Origin of the sequence: Streptomyces sp. BF23-19, from assembly GCF_041106355.1 — a bacterium.
GTDB lineage: Bacteria > Actinomycetota > Actinomycetes > Streptomycetales > Streptomycetaceae > Streptomyces > Streptomyces virginiae_A.
Map to the genome: position 1 here is coordinate 1 of NZ_JBGBPT010000135.1, position 14,719 is coordinate 14,719.

Below are 14,719 nucleotides of genomic sequence, written 5' to 3' on the forward strand. Positions count from 1 at the left end.
GCTCTCCATGATGAACATCATCCTTCCGGGGCCGAAACCCCTGATCTCCGATGTCCGTCAAAGCGGATCAAGCCCAACGCCGGGCCAGATGGCCCCGACACGCTGCGCACGGTTCCTGGCTGACTTCGCTAGTCTGTGTTCGTCGTTGAGTCGCTTCAGTCGCTGCGAGGGGAAGTACATGCCTTCTGAGCTGCGGTTTTCTCGCAGCGACTCAGGGCAGTCGACCTCTGAGCGCTCGGTCGCTGGTCTGAGACTGGCACGGTGGTGTGCCAGTAACGGCTGGCCTGTCCACCCCCTTGCTCCTGGTCGCAAGACACCCACTGCCAACTGCCGGGACTGCGCTGAACCGGGCCACACTCACACTGACTGCCCCTGCTTGCAGGCCGGCCGCTGGTGTCATGGTTTCCATGCCGCGACCCTGGACTACTCCCGCATCGAAGACTGGTGGACCAGCAACCCGGCCCTGGGCGTCGGCGTTGCCTGCGGGCCCGCAGACCTTGTCGTCATCGACATCGATGCGCACGCGAGTGACCTGCTGTCCCGTGACCGGCTCCTTCCGGGGATCCCGGTCGGGGACGCTGTCGATCTGCGAGGCCTGCGAACGGGCTTTCACTCCTTGGCCGTGCTGGCAGCTCTCCGCAGTGAGACCTCTCCCGCGGATGACGATTCGACCTTGCGTGTACGGACTCCCTCGGGCGGCATGCACGTCTGGTACCGAGCCACCGACGGCCGTCAGTGGCAGTGCTCCACCGGATCCGGAAAGAGGGCTCTCGCCTGGCAGGTCGATGTCCGCGCGCACGGCGGCTACATCGTCGCGCCGGGTACGAGCACGCCGACGGGGACGTACAAGCCGCTGGGGAAGGTCCGGCAGCCGGCCCCACTGCCCGCGTGGCTGGCTCAGGAACTCCAGCGGACCGGTCACCTGCCCGCTCCTCACATTCCTGCACCCCGTCCCGTTCCGCCGCGTGCCCGCCAGGCAGTCCTCGCAGCCGGCGGAGGACAGGACAAAACCTCGCGCCTCCTGACTGCCCTCCTCGCCGACGTCACAGCATGCGCCCAGGTTGCAGAGGGTGCTGGCTACACGGAGAAGCTCAACAGAGCCGCGTACAGCCTGGGCGGGCTTGTCGCAGCAGGCCATCTCACCGACTCCGCCGCCCGGGAAGCACTGACGGAAGCTGCTACGGCAGCCCGTCCCGGGCAGGAGCACCGATCGGCCCAGATCATCCGCAGCGGCATGGCCGCCGGCGCCAAGCGCCCCCTGCACCTTGGAGGCCGCCGGTGAGCCCCGCACCCGAAACCGACGGCTTCCTCTTCGACTTCGACCCCGAGGCCGTCGCCGCACAGATCCTCGCCCAGGCCCCGCCGCCGCTGCCTGCTCAGGGCGGCGAACGGACGCACATGGATCACGCGACCGCCACAGGGCTCCTGCCCGACACCCTCAGCGACCGCGGCAACGCCAAGCTCTTCGTCCGCCTGTACGCGGGCGACTACCGCCACGTCCCCGGCCTGGGTTGGTACCGCTGGGACACCACCCGCTGGCAGGTCGACGAGGACGACACAGTCGTCTGGGCCGCCGGAGACCTTGCCGAGGCCATCGCAACGACCGACCCCCGCGGTATCCACAGCAACCAGTCGCTGCAGAAGCACCGCCGCCGGGCGCTGAGCACCTCCGGAATGAACGCGATGCTCACCCAGGCCAAGTCGGCCCCCGGCATGGTCCTGCGAGCCGAGCTCCTCGACGCCGACCCGTACGCCCTGTGCACCCCCGCGGGCATCGTCGACCTGTACACCGGACTCATCCGCGCGCCCCAGCCCGACAAGGACTTCCACTCCCGCTCGACCTCCACCGGCCCCAAGCAGCAGCCCACCCCCCGCTGGGAACGGTTCCTGACCGACACCTTCGGCGCCGACGCCGAAGGCCGGGAGATGATCGACTTCCTGCACCTGATGCTCGGCTACTCCATCACCGGAGACGTCGGAGCCCAGGTCATGCCCTTCCTCTTCGGAGCCGGCAAGAACGGCAAGTCCGTTCTCCTCGACGTCCTCATGAAGCTCCTGGGCGACTACGCCGACGCCGCCCCGCCCGGCTTCCTGATGGCCCGCACCTTCGACGGCCACCCCACCGAACTCGCCGAGCTCCACGGCCGACGCGTCATCGTCTGCTCAGAGGTCAAGCCGGGCGACAAGTTCGACGAAGCCCGAGTCAAGCTCCTCACCGGCGGCGACCGGATCAAGGCCCGCCGGATGAGGCAGGACTTCTTCTCCTTCGCCCCCACCCACAAACTCTGGCTCATCGGCAACCACCGCCCCGAGGTCGGCACCGGAGGCTTCGCCTTCTGGCGCCGCATGAGGCTCGTCCCCTTCGAGAAGGTCGTCTCCGACGACCGGAAGATCGACAACCTCGCCGACATCCTCGTCACCGAGGAGGGCCCCGGCATCCTCGCCTGGCTCATCGACGGCGCACGCCGCTACCTCGCCGGCGAGAAAGACCTCACCGGCCCCGCCCCGGTCCGGATCGCGACCACCGCGTACGCGGAAACCGAAGACCACACCGGCCGCTTCTTCGACGAATGCTGCACCTTCCACGCCGACCACCGAGCCGAACAAGCTCGCCTCTACAGCGTCTACCGCACCTGGTGCCAGAATGAAGGCGCGCCCACCATCTCCTCCCGAGCCTTCGCGGCCCGGGCCCGCGAGCTCGTAGGCCTGGCCTCACCCAAAGAAATGATCTTGTCCAACTCGAAGAAGTACTACCCCGGCATCGGACTGCTCGCAGAGGAGGGGAACGCATGAGCTCGCTCATCTCCGACGACGAGATCCACCACGAAGTCGACCTGGTCTGGCTCGAGGACGTCACCGAACTCGACTACGTCCGCCAGTCCCTTGACCGGCTCCCCACCCGCCGAGGCAAACCCGCTTACCACCGCGACGGCCGCCTCGTCGGCTATGCCCAACTGGGGCCTCAGGCAAAGCCCTCCCGCTCCAGCGGGACCTTCCGTCGCCGCGTCTTCTGGCTCCTGCCCCACGACCGCGACACCGTCCCGGACGGCCTCTACGCCTCCGGAGCCCCGGCCGAAGCAGTGGACCCGACCACACTGACGGCTGGGAGCAAGGGCCGGAAGACCCAACGGTCGGAGAGGCCGGCGCAAGCCGCCGACGTCTAAGGTTCCCGCCGAGAACCCGAAAACGAGAACATGTGTCTGATCTTCGGTCGCTTCAGTCGCTGCCCTTCTGTCGAAGGGGCTCCGACCTGCAACTTTCTGGAAGCGACTGAAGCGAGAATGCTGGCGGCGGATCGGAGCCGAGTCAGCGATGAGCCCCGAACCGAGCGCCTGCGGGGACACCTGTCTTCGAGATTCTCACCGCCCGACGGGAGCCCGGCGACCTGGTCCGCATCCTGCAACAGGACATCGCCGAACGCCTCGGGTTCACCCGGTCCGTCGCCTCCCGCGCGATCGGGCAGCGCAAGGGCACCGTCCTCGTCCACCCGCTCCTGACTGGCTACGAGTTCCTCGCCCAAGTTTGGGGCGGGGCGTGTGGACCTCGCACGGCAAGGCTTCCAGGATGCGTTCCGGGAGTGAGTCGGGGATCACAGCTAGCGGCCCGTTCTCGTAGCGCGGGTCGGTGAGCGGCCGTGGTGGTGGCGACGTTTCTTCGCACCCGGGCGTCGCTAGAAAGCGAGCTTGGTGGCTGTAGGACGGGCCGGGGCCTTCGCGGCGTCTGGCGCGCCAGACGCCGAAGACGCCCGGACGGGAGGGACCGGCGGGTGCGGAATGCCGGGCCCCTCGGAGGAAGGAGGAGCGGTTGTCTTGCCGGTCGATGGTATCGGCGGCGTGGCGCTGGCGTCGGCAGCTGGCGCGAGGCCAGTGAACGTCTGCGGTATCGCAGACACGGGCGGAGGAGCGTCCGGGGCAGGGAAGCGCGTGGCGAGCCCTTCGAGCAGTCGGGCGTATGCGGCGCGCTTCGGTGGCCGCGGCTCACTGCGGCCGGCCTCCCAGTTCCCCACCGACTCGCGTCGCGCCTGCAGGGCTTTCGCGATCTGGTCCTGGCTGAGACCTGCGGATTCCCGGAGTCGCTTGCGCTCTGCCGGTGGCGGCAGGGGGTGCTGGGCGACCTGTTCCAGCAGCGCGTCGACCGCGCTGAACAGGACCTGCTCGTCGCTGGTCACACGGATCACCTCCAACGTTCATCCTATCTGAAACGCACGTGGATCACTCGTAGTTCGCACTTGAAATGCGCATCGAATGCTATGTTGACCGGCCAAGGGCACAGCACGCAGAGGGGCGAAGGGGGCGGGGTGGGAGGCGCGGGCATCGAGTCGATCCGGATGTCCGAGGCGGAGAGTCGCGGCGTCTTACAGCGCGTGATCCTTCCGGCTGCTACGGCAACTGCTGTGCGACAGGAACGACCGGTCGTGGTGATCGTGGGCGGCCAGCCCGGTGCAGGCAAGACCTGGATATCCGACCTGGTGCAGGCCTCGTTGGACCGCCGAGGGGGCGCCGTCCGGATCGGACGCGACCTGTACAAGGCGGCGCACTCCCGGTACCCCGAGTTCCTGGCCGAAGACGTCCGCACTGCCGGGGTGAAGGTGCGTCCGGACATCAGCCGCTGGCAGGCAGGGCTCGAAGACCATGTCCGCGAGCGCGGGTTCGACGCCGTGGTCGAGTCGGCCCTTGCCGACCCAGCCGAGTTCCGTACGTCTGCGACGGCGTACCGGAGCGCCGGCCACCGGATCGAGATCGTGGTGGTGGCGACGGCGGAGGCGTGGAGCCAGCTCGGTGTCCTGGACCGCTTTCTGTCCGAGGCGATCGACGGCGGGGGCCGGTACGTGTCGTGGGAGAACCACGACACCTGCGCACGGCAGATGCTGGTGACGCTGGCAGTGATCGAGGCCGAGCAGCTGGCCGACCGCATCACCGTGGTGCGGCGCGACGGTACCGTCCTCTACGACAACGAACTCACCGGCGGGGTCTGGCGGCGGCGGCCGGCGGCGGACCGGGCGGTGGTGTGCGAGCGGTCCCGGCCCTGGAGCGCCCAGGAGACCGCGGTCTTCCGCCGCGATCTCGCACGGACCGATCAGCGGTTGCACCGCGAACTGCACTGCGAGGACCGGCGTCTGGCCGTCCAGCGGGACGCCGAGCGGGCGGCCGCGCTCGCCGAACCGGTCCGGCGTATCGCCCAGCCGCGCAAGGGCGCGCCCGGCGTGGACTACCACCGGCTGTCGGCCGAGGAACATCGCTGGATCTTCGACGAGCTGATCGCCCCGTCGTACCTGAGCGGCGTCGTGCCGCGTGAGGACCCGCGCGTGGTGTACGTGCTGGGCCAGCCGGGCGCGGGCAAGTCGACGACGGCCAGGATGGTCCGCCGGGCCATGCGCCCGGGTACGACCCACCTGGTGGGCGACGACTTCAAGGTGTCCCACCCGGACTACCTGCGCCTGCTGCAAGAGGACCCGCGCAACGCCGGCGCCGCTGTCCGCGCCGACTACCGGGCCTGGTTCGCCGAAGCCGAGGAGTACGTACGCCGGCAGCGCGGGGACGCCCTCGTAGAAGGCGCCCCCGGCAGCATCCCCGAGTTCCTCGCCGGCGCGGAGCCCTTCCACCGCGCCGGGTACCCGGTCGAGCTCGTGGTGCTGGCCGTCCGGGAGGCGGACAGCCGCCTCGCCACCGCCCTGCGCTACGCCCGCGCCCAGAAGCTGGGCATCAACGGGCGCTTCACCTCCCGCACCGGGCACGACCAGTGCTTCCGCGCGCTCACCGACATCGCCGACATCGCCGCGGGCCACCCGGCGATCTCGGCCGTGACCCTGATCCGCCGTGACGGCCAGGCCCTGCTGCGCTCCGAGCACGGCAGCACCCAGCTGGCCCGGGCGCTCGCCGCGGAGCGGGCCCGCCCCTACACCGAGGCGGAGGCAGCCGCGTTCCTGGCGCTGCACCGGGCGCTGCGGGCGGTGCTGCCACGGCACCGGCGGGAGCTGGACGAGATCGCGGGGCTGGCCCGGCCGCTGATGCCGTCCGGGATGCAGCCGGCTCGAATCGGTCGGCCCCGCCCCGTGGTGTGGCCGCTGCCCCTGCCCGCCGGGCGCTATGCCTGCTCGGTGAGTCCCTTCAGTCGGGCCGCGTAGTCGGCTGCGATACGGGCAGCATCGCCGGGGCCAGCGGTCTCCAGGCGCGCCTGGTCGTCGATCGCGGCCTGCCTGGCCGCCTTCAGCTGCTCGATCCGCTCGTCCTGCGGGACGGGCGCCCGGCGCTCGTCGACGATGCGGGCGTTGTAGAAGGCGATGACCTCCCGCACGGCGTCGCGCGCGAGCTGGTCCTCGTCGCCGTCCAGGGGCTCGAAGCCGGCAGTGTTCGGGTCCGACACGGGGACCACCCTTCTGAAATGATCTTGACGGTAAAAGGATCATTCTCCTCCACTTCTGCCGCCGCGTCAGCGGCAGGCGGCAGCATCCACCGCCGAGGGCTGCAGGTCCGCGGCGACCTTGCCGGCGGTGTCCGGCGCGCCGCGAAGCCCGTTCGCCCCGGCCGCACCAGAGGGCCCGTCAGCGAAATCCGGCTCGGCTCGGATCCGGACGCGTGCTCCTGTACGTCTGCGACCTGCATGAACTCGTGTCTGCGGATTGCCCGGACGACAGAGTTCAAAAAATCTTGGAATGGGATGACAGATGAGGCCGCGCCGCGGCGTCTCCCTATCAGGACCAGCTTCCTCGGTCTGTCGGACTCGGTCCCTCACTGGGCCGAGGGTCCGAGACGCCCTACCGGTAAAGGAGCCGTCGATGCTGATCGGCGACCCCTTCTATCCGTGCTGCACCGGCACGGCGCCCGCCCAGGTGACTGTGCTGGCGCCGCGTCGAGCAGCAGGGGGGCAGGTGGGTGCCACACCCGCCCGCTCGCACCAGCACAACCACGTGCCCTTCCAGCTGTCGTGCGGCCTCGCCTCCGCCCATCAGCCCCGGACGGCCACGGCGCAGGAATTCGACAAAGAGTTCGTCGACTTTCTCGAAGCGAACGTTGAGCGGCTGTTCCGAATTGCCTTCCGGCAAGAGAAGAACTATCACCGGTCGCAGGACGCCCTCCAGGTGGCCACGGAAAAATTGTGGCTCAACTGGAATCGCATCCGGCGCACGGTCGAGAACAGGCCGCGATACGCGAGCACCTGCGTAATCAAAAGTTACTACGACCTGCTGAGAAAAGAGAGGAGTGAAAGTGGAAAAGCAGTCCAGTTACGGCTAGAGCGTGAGGTACTGGATCGGGAATATCTCAAAGTCGTGCAGAGAATGCACCTGGCGGGAATGCTGAAACTCCTGCCGGCCAGGCAGCGGGATATCGTCACGATGCGGTACTTCGAAGAGATGCAAGTCGCGGACATCGCGACTGAACTGAAGATATCCGTGAGTACCGTCGGTCGAGAAGAGAAGAAGGCGATGGCCCTTCTCAGAGAAGCCGAGAAGCAGGAATAGGGAGGGAGGCGGCCATGGACGTTGAACAACGTCTCGAGGCGGCCGTAGATCCCCGATCCGGCGAACGGTTCGATGCGGGGGCGTTCCTTGCGCGGGTCCTGCCCGCGCTCGGAATCGCCTACCGCCCGGATGCCAGCGTGGTCGGCCCCCACGGGGCCGACCCATGGCACGGCGGAGTTGAGGGGGATGCCCAGGAGCCGTTTGACCTGCCCAGCAGGGAGGAGCTCCTGGACGAGCTGCACGGGCTCATCCGTGTGGCTGAGGACGAGGAGACAGGAGGCGTCTACCGGAGAATCGCAGAGATCATCGAGGTCGTCGACGAAGAGGAAGCGGCACACGCGTGGTGGCTCCACGCAGCACAGGCCAGCGACGAAGTGGCGGTCGCCAAAGTCGCCGACCTTTCACTGAATGAAAACGAAGAGCGGCCCAGCGCCCTTCAAGAGGTTGAGTCCCTCTCACAGCGGATGCACCTGCTCGAACAATCGAGGGACCAGAAGGGGCGTCAAGCACCTTCAAGTATCGGTCAACGTGATCGGATCGTACCCAGTCGGGCGCACCACCCGACATGATCAGAAAGGAGAACTGATGATATGTGCCATCAGCCCCAGGGAAGGTGACAGTCCTAAGCTGTGCCGGGTAATATCTTGGAAGGAGGCGAAGTAGAGCCCACTGGATCCACGGGTGCGAAAGGAAGGTTAGAGGTCCCTCGGGGGTGAGACCGTAACCATCCAGTTCGACAGTGAGATCTGACCACAACTCCGCCAGGAGCCTGGCCCCACCACACGGTGGGGCCAGGCTCCTCTCATTTATTTTCTCCAGCACTGACCGATTCGAGCCCCTCACGCCGTCTCCTCGATAAATATCCGAGGAGGAGGAGCGGTGAATTCCCAGCACCCGGTCACCGAGACGCCCCACCCGGCGCCGCCCGCGCCGGCACCGGCCAACCAGGCCCGCCGCACGCTCAGCGCCAAAGAGCACCAGCAGATCTTCGACGAGGACATCGTCCCGTCCTTCCTGAACGGCATCACCCCCCACGAGCGCCCCGTCGCCGTATACGTCCTCGGGCAGCCCGGGTCCGGCAAGTCCCGCACCGCCGACCAGCTCCAGCGCGCACTGCGCGCCCGCGGCGCCATCCGCATCTGCGGCGACGACTTCAAGGCGATGCACCCCGACTACCACCGCCTCCTTCGCACGCATCCCCGGACGGCCGGAACCGAGATCCGCGGCGACTACCGCCGCTGGTGCGCACAGGCCGAGGCCTACGTACGGGCCCGCCGCGGCGACCTCATCATCGAGGCCGCCCCCGCCGACGCAGACGACTTCTGGGCCAGCGCCCTGCCCTTCATCGAGGCCGGCTACCGGATCGAGATCGTCGTCCTGGCCGTACGCGCCGCCGACAGCCGGCAAGGCGCCGCCCACCGCTACGTGCTGCTCCAGCAGCAGGGTCTGCCCGCCCGCTTCACCTCCGTGGCCGGTCACGACGCCTGCTACAGCGCGCTGCCCTCCGTGATCGCCAGCGCCCTCGCACACCCGCGGACCTCCAGCGTCCTGGTGACCCGGCGCGGTCTCATCCCGCTTCGCCGGGCCGAAGCCTCCAGCAGCCGCGAGGCGAAGCAGACAGTTTTCGACGCGCTGATCGCGGAACGGACCCGCCCCTACACGCCGGCCGAGGCCGCGACGTTCCTCACCGTCCAGAACACGCTGGCCCGCGCGCTGCCCGAGCATCAGGCCGAGCTGTCGGCGATCACGGCACTGGCCACACCGCTGATGCGGACCTTCGCCGCGCGCGCCATGCTCCCGGCACCGCGGCCCTCGGACGACGCCACACCCCGGCCCACCGCAGCGAGCGCGGTCAGGGCGACGTCAGGTCCCGATAGCGGGCCGCGTACGCGGCGAGGATCCCCGCCACCTCCTCGGCCGTTGCCTCACCCAGCGCGCGCTGATCCTCCAGGCACCCCCGACGTGCCGCCAGCAGCTCCTCCAGGCGTACCTGATCCGGCGCCGCAGCCCGACGTTGCTCCATGATCTGCTCGGAGTACCAGGCGATCACCAGCCGGATCGACTCCTCCGCCGCCCCGTGGCCAACCTCCAGGGCCGGCGTGCATGCGGGAGGCCGCGCACAGTGCGGAAGTTCGTCGGGCACAGCAGGTCGGCCTTCCAGTCGGAGGTCCCGCCATTGTTCAGCGCCCTGCGCTCCGTGCCAAGGAACCCGCACCGCGTGCGCCTCGGGTTGCGCTGCGGCAACAGCACCCACCCAGGCACATGAACCGCAGCCGGGCTTCACCAAAGTCTCGTGATCCGGAGGATCTGGCCGTTGGCCTTGTTCACGCGTTGTGACATGAGCTTCGAAGTCACCAGGGTTTTTGCCAGGGCGGCATCGGGATGCTCCTGGTAAAGGGTCCTGGTCATGCCGCAGATGTCGAAGGTCGAGCTGTACGCGGCGATCCGGCGCGACCACCGTGCCAGGACGAAGACCCGGAAGATCGAGCGCAAGTACAACGTGTCGTGGCGGGGGGCAGGAAGGCCGTGGACTCAGTCCGGCCGGGACCCAGGAAGCAACTGCCGCCGCGACCGACCGCGCCGGATCCGTACAGGCAACTCATCGACGAGATGCCGCGGATGGACCTGGATGCGCCGCGCAAGCAGCGGCACACCATCAGGGGCAGGCGTCGTCGCTGGTGGCGGCGCGGTCGAACCGGAGCAAGGCCGCCCAGGATCTGCGCGGCGGTCACGAGCGGCGCTCGGACGGCCTGCGCTACGGAGTGGAGGCTCCCTGACGCTGCGCCTTGCCCTCGATCTGCTGGCGTGCACCAGGGTCTCCGATGATGATCCGCGAGGTGGCCGGATCATTGGGGACCGATGTGACGGCGACCTGCCCACGGCTCTCTTTCGGACCGCCCTCTTCACCTGGGGCGTACTCGATCACCATGGCGTTTCTGCTGCACAGCACGGATGCCCAGGTCCCGGTGCCTCCGGCCCCGGAGGCACTGTTGTACGGGCCCGCAGGGTAGACGTTGCTCCCCTCACCTTCGGCAGGCCACTTGGACACCAGATGGATTCGCTTTCCCTTGGACTCGTTGTCGGCCAGGACGAGAATTCCACAGGAGCCACTGTTCGCATAGGCGATAAGACGACTCTGGGTGTATTGCAACTCGGCAAGAATCTTCACGGCGCCCTGCACTTCAGCCAGAGGGTCACCGGCAACCGAAATCGGATTCAATTCAGCCAGCGGGCTGACCCGCGTACCGACGGAGGGTGATTCAGGATCAGAGCTGCCACCACCCTCGCATCCTGCGAGTAACAAAATGAGGGCAGCCCCAACGGCTGGAGTCCACTTGTTTCGAGCCATCGGGGCTGCACCTCACTCAGATCGATTATTCAGGGTTTCGTTACTCTGCCCACTGATTGAAGCAGACACCCACGGGCTTGCTGGCCCAGACCCTCTTGCCCGTGGGCAGGCCGCCACCCACACCCACGTACACATCTCCCTCGTACACGTCGTAGAGCGGGAAGGCCTGCACGACTCCCCACTTGCCGTCAGGCACTTCGTAGCGCGTCTCGTTCTTGACCGAGTACGTGTTCGTGACGCTCCAGCCCATGCCCGCCGAGATGTACTTGAGGTCGATGTTGGCCTCCTTCGAGACAACCGTGGCGACGCTCCTCTCGACCGACAGAACGAGCGTGGCCTTGCCGCGCCCGCTCGTCTGCTCAATCAGGTCCGTACCGCACTGCTGGCCTATCCAGTGCGCGTTCTTGATCACACCGTAGTCCTGGGTTCCTGCCGGTGCCGGGGCAACCGGGGTGGTCATCTCAGTGGACGGCAGGCTACTTTCGGCCGCGCCCGCGTTCCTCTTGACCACGGTGTTCGGACCGGGTGTGAAGAATTTGCCGTCTGCGGAGATCGAGCCTGCCGGGCGTAAGGAGTCGGTGCCCTTGGCATAGGAAACTCCGGACCCCAGGGTCGCGGTCAGGGCGACAGCCAGTCCGGCTGCGGCCGCGAGCGTAGCGATTCCTCGCCCCTGCGGTCGGGAAGCAATCTTCTTCATGACACTCCTCAAAGTGAGATTGAAGGTACGGGCCCGTTGAAAATCGAAGGAATCGTGTACGGGCCCGGTTGCGCGGAATCCTGTTCGTTTTCCATCGAGGCGGTCAACCGACCCCATCGGAGTGTGTTCCAGGTCACACAGAAGGCTCATGTCAACCTCAAAAGCAAAGTGTGTTTCTAGCCGAAACGGCTTGTTGTATATGGAATGTATTCCCTGGCCCTTTTGGTGGGGGCGGCGAAAAATTCCCATCGTGGCGAAATTTGACATGGCTGCCGTCCAGGGAGTGTTCAGCGGCTTATGGCCATCAGTCGGCCGGCACCCGGAGGATCCGTCAGGCGGGATCCGTTCGGCATCTGCCGTGATACGCCCGGCCGCCCTTCCCGGCTTCGCACGAAGCCGGGCGATCCGCGAGATGCTTCCTCCAAACGAAGTGCAGTGCACATAGGTTGAGCACAGTTGATCAACGAGGCCGGGGGCGTTGTGGCAGGCAGGGATCTCAGGGCGCTGTTCAGTACGAACGACCGCACGGTGGCGACGTCGGAGGCGTTCACGAACCGTCAGGCGCAGTGGGAGCTGGTCGCGGCGGCGCTGGCCGAGCACCTGCGGCATGTCGCGGACCCCGGCTTCGACGTCGAGGACCTGGAGCGGCCGCGGAACAACGTCATCGTGTTCCACGGGGTCGGCGGAATCGGCAAGACGACCCTGTCGAGGAAGCTGGAGGCCGCGCTCGCGGGCGCCGACCAGCGGCCGGCGCAGTGGGGCGAGCCCGCCTGGTCCGGCGAACGCATCCTGCCCGTGCGCATCGACCTGTCGCGCTCGGCGAGCACCTCGTTCGAGGACCTGGTGCTCACCATCCGCGCCGCGCTCGCCGAACTCGGTCAGCCGCTGCCCGCCTTCGACATCGCGCTGCGCCGCTACTGGGAACAGCAGCACCCCGGCGAAAGCCTGGAGGAGTACCTGACCCGTGGTGGCCTGGCCGCGAAGTTCGGCAAGGCGATGCCGCAGCAGATGCAGTCCGCGCTCTCCGACGTCGCCCAGGCCCTGCTCCTGCCCGGCACCGTCGGCTCCGCCGTCGGCGCCCTCACCGGCTCCCTGGTCAAGGCGCTGCGCGAACGCCGACAGACGGTCCGGGCGCTGGCCGGCTGCGCCCGGCTGGAGGACCTGCTGGACGCCGAGCCGGACCTGGACGCCCTGTCCTTCTACCCGCACCTCCTGGCCTGGGAGCTCGCCCAGCTGCCCGCGAACAAGAAGACGATGCCCGTCATCCTGCTCGACACCTTCGAGGACGTCGGCGACCGCACCCACCGCGACCTGGAACGCCTGATCCAGCGGGTGGTGTGGCTCATGCCGAACGCGTTCTTCGTCGTCACCGGCCGATCACGCCTGCAGTGGGCCGACCCCGGCCTCCAGGGACAACTCGACTACACCGGCCCGACCGCATGGCCGAGCCTGACCTCCCCCGCCGGCAGCGTCCCGGCAGCCCGCGCCACCCGACCGGCCACGGGCCACGGGCGACAGGTCCTCGTCGGCGACTTCTCCCCCGAGGACTGCGACGACCACCTCGCCCGCCGACTCACCCGCGACGGCCGGCCCCTCATCAGCGCCGACATCCGCCAGGTCATCACCGACCGCTCCCACGGCCTTCCCCTCTACCTAGACCTGGCCGTCATGCGCTTCCTCGAACTCCGCCGCACCGGCCACACCCCGGTCCCGGCCGACTTCGACCACGACTTCCCCGCACTGATCGCCCGCACCCTGTCCGACCTCACCCCCGACGAGCGCCACGTGCTGCGCTCGGTCGCCCTGCTCGACTCCTTCGACCTGACCCTGGCCACCGCGGCCGCCGGACTCCAGCACGAGGCGCCGGCCTTGCGGCTGATCGAGCGGCCCTTCGTCCGCGAGAACCCCTTCGGGATCTGGCCCTACCACCTGCACGGCCTGATCCGCTCCACCATCCGCAGCACCGACGACCACGCCGACGACCGCTGGTCCCCCCGCGACTGGGAACAGGCCGCCGCCCGGGCACTGGCCGCGCTCGGCGCCCAGTGGCAGGACCACACCGGCCGGGACCGGATCCTCCTGGTCGGATGCCTGCGCCAAGGACTCGCCCTGGCCCGAGACTTCCACCTCGACCTCGACTGGCTCACCGACGCCGCCTGGTCATACGTCGGCGACTCGGTCTGGGAGCCGATCGCCCCACCGGCCCGCCCCGACGCCGACACAGCCCTGGAGACCCCGGCCGACGCCCTCGTCGAGCTCCTGGCCGCCCTCGCCCGCCGCCAGCACGAACACCGCTCCCTCACCGCCTCCCGCCTCGCCGCAGTCACCCGGACCGGACTGCTACCCACCGACGTGCACGAGATGGCCGTCTACTACCTGGCCAAGGCGCAGCGCGACCTCGGCGACTCCGCCGGCTCACGTGCCGGGATGCAGCTCGTCGCCGACGGCGACGGCCGCCTCGCCCCCGCCGCCCGCCGCGGCCTCGCCCACCTCGCCCGCCTCGCCGGCGACTTCCCCACCGCGCTCACCACCGCCCGCACCCTCGGCTGGGCCGGCCGCCAGCACCGCATCGAAGGCGACATCCTGTGGCCCCACGGCGACATGCACCGAGCGGCCGACGCCTACGCCACCGCACGCGACCAGGCAGAGCACCACGGCGTCGCCGGCGAACGCGCCACCAGCCAGGCCCAGCGCGCCCTCGTCCTCGCCTTCACCGAACCCGACCGCGCGGACGACGAGCTCCACCTCGCCGAGCAGTACCTCACCGGCCTCGACCTCCGCGCCACCGGCTTCACCTTGCGGATCGCCGCCCTCGTGCGTGATGCGGGCACGCTCCACGGCCTCGGCGCCGCCCGCGCGCTGCGTACGGAGATCCGCGACGCGGGCATCACCGCGGCCGAAGCCGTCCTTGAACTCGCCCTCGCCTTCCACCACGCCGTCGCCGACGAGCCGGCCAAGGTCCGCGCGGTCATCGACCGCCTGAGCGAACTCACCCGGGGCGGCGACTACGCCTACTACGTCGACATCGCCCACTACATGGCAGACCTGCCCCTGCCCGGTCCCCCCGCTACGCAGTGGATCGACGGGACCGACACCGTACGCGCCCGCTGGCAGGACCTCGTCCGCACCCGCCGCGTCCACATCGGCCGATAGCCACAACCGCCTCGCCGCGTGGGGCAAGGGTTCGGGGGATCGCACCGCGCACGGATCGGGG

12 protein-coding genes and 1 pseudogene are annotated in these 14,719 nt (G+C 68.6%); 8 read left to right on the plus strand and 5 right to left on the minus strand.

The window, feature by feature from the left end; genetic code table 11:
• The first annotated feature begins 178 nt into the window (after nucleotides 1-178).
• The 3 genes from AB8A24_RS41070 to AB8A24_RS41080 all read left to right on the plus strand — a co-directional run bounded on the left by AB8A24_RS41070 (nucleotide 179) and on the right by AB8A24_RS41080 (nucleotide 3,164).
• Complete coding sequence (locus AB8A24_RS41070; RefSeq protein ID WP_369479064.1) at nucleotides 179-1,282, plus strand: bifunctional DNA primase/polymerase; 1,104 nt, start codon at nucleotides 179-181, stop codon at nucleotides 1,280-1,282.
• A 116-nt stretch (nucleotides 1,283-1,398) separates the two neighbouring features.
• Nucleotides 1,399-2,793 carry a phage/plasmid primase, P4 family gene (locus tag AB8A24_RS41075; RefSeq protein WP_369479065.1) on the plus strand — a complete coding sequence of 465 codons (1,395 nt, stop codon included), beginning with the start codon at nucleotides 1,399-1,401 and terminating at the stop codon, nucleotides 2,791-2,793.
• Nucleotides 2,790-3,164 carry a DUF6009 family protein gene (locus AB8A24_RS41080; protein ID WP_030732496.1) on the plus strand — a complete coding sequence of 125 codons (375 nt, stop codon included), beginning with the start codon at nucleotides 2,790-2,792 and terminating at the stop codon, nucleotides 3,162-3,164. The genes AB8A24_RS41075 and AB8A24_RS41080 overlap by 4 nt, the downstream gene beginning before the upstream one ends.
• Before the next feature lie 749 nt (nucleotides 3,165-3,913).
• On the opposite strand, the pseudogene AB8A24_RS41085 reads toward AB8A24_RS41080, so the two are convergent.
• Nucleotides 3,914-4,168: pseudogene (locus AB8A24_RS41085) on the minus strand (helix-turn-helix transcriptional regulator); the annotation flags it as partial.
• A 225-nt stretch (nucleotides 4,169-4,393) separates the two neighbouring features.
• On the opposite strand from AB8A24_RS41085, the gene AB8A24_RS41090 reads away from it, so the two are divergent.
• Entirely contained in the window at nucleotides 4,394-6,124 is a 1,731-nt protein-coding gene (locus AB8A24_RS41090) for a zeta toxin family protein (protein WP_369479053.1), read from the plus strand.
• Here AB8A24_RS41090 and AB8A24_RS41095 read toward each other — a convergent pair.
• On the minus strand, nucleotides 6,085-6,363 hold the full coding sequence (locus AB8A24_RS41095; RefSeq protein WP_369479054.1) for a hypothetical protein: 279 nt from the start codon (nucleotides 6,361-6,363) through the stop codon (nucleotides 6,085-6,087). The two genes, AB8A24_RS41090 and AB8A24_RS41095, sit on opposite strands and share 40 nt — an antisense overlap.
• Before the next feature lie 412 nt (nucleotides 6,364-6,775).
• Between AB8A24_RS41095 and AB8A24_RS41100 the strand changes: the two genes are divergently transcribed.
• The 3 genes from AB8A24_RS41100 (at nucleotide 6,776) to AB8A24_RS41110 (ending at nucleotide 9,484) form a co-directional block, all read left to right on the plus strand.
• Nucleotides 6,776-7,459 carry an RNA polymerase sigma factor gene (locus AB8A24_RS41100; RefSeq protein WP_369479055.1) on the plus strand — a complete coding sequence of 228 codons (684 nt, stop codon included), beginning with the start codon at nucleotides 6,776-6,778 and terminating at the stop codon, nucleotides 7,457-7,459.
• Between the two features lie 14 nt (nucleotides 7,460-7,473).
• Entirely contained in the window at nucleotides 7,474-8,028 is a 555-nt protein-coding gene (locus tag AB8A24_RS41105; protein ID WP_369479056.1) for a hypothetical protein, read from the plus strand.
• A 310-nt stretch (nucleotides 8,029-8,338) separates the two neighbouring features.
• A complete protein-coding gene (locus AB8A24_RS41110; protein ID WP_369479057.1) occupies nucleotides 8,339-9,484 on the plus strand; it encodes a zeta toxin family protein in 1,146 nt (381 codons plus the stop codon).
• A gap of 255 nt (nucleotides 9,485-9,739) precedes the next feature.
• Here the strand turns inward: AB8A24_RS41110 and AB8A24_RS41115 are convergent, their stop codons facing one another.
• The 3 genes from AB8A24_RS41115 to AB8A24_RS41125 all read right to left on the minus strand — a co-directional run bounded on the left by AB8A24_RS41115 (nucleotide 9,740) and on the right by AB8A24_RS41125 (nucleotide 11,505).
• Entirely contained in the window at nucleotides 9,740-9,952 is a 213-nt protein-coding gene (locus AB8A24_RS41115; RefSeq protein WP_369479058.1) for a hypothetical protein, read from the minus strand.
• A 262-nt stretch (nucleotides 9,953-10,214) separates the two neighbouring features.
• Nucleotides 10,215-10,808 carry a hypothetical protein gene (locus tag AB8A24_RS41120; protein ID WP_369479059.1) on the minus strand — a complete coding sequence of 198 codons (594 nt, stop codon included), beginning with the start codon at nucleotides 10,806-10,808 and terminating at the stop codon, nucleotides 10,215-10,217.
• Nucleotides 10,809-10,848: 40 nt separating this feature from the next.
• Nucleotides 10,849-11,505: a hypothetical protein gene (locus AB8A24_RS41125; RefSeq protein WP_369479060.1), complete on the minus strand. Its 657-nt coding sequence runs from the start codon at nucleotides 11,503-11,505 to the stop codon at nucleotides 10,849-10,851.
• 480 nt (nucleotides 11,506-11,985) lie between these two features.
• On the opposite strand from AB8A24_RS41125, the gene AB8A24_RS41130 reads away from it, so the two are divergent.
• Nucleotides 11,986-14,658, plus strand: a complete 2,673-nt coding sequence (locus AB8A24_RS41130) for an ATP/GTP-binding protein (RefSeq protein ID WP_369479061.1) — start codon at nucleotides 11,986-11,988, stop codon at nucleotides 14,656-14,658.
• Nucleotides 14,659-14,719: the final 61 nt, after the last annotated feature.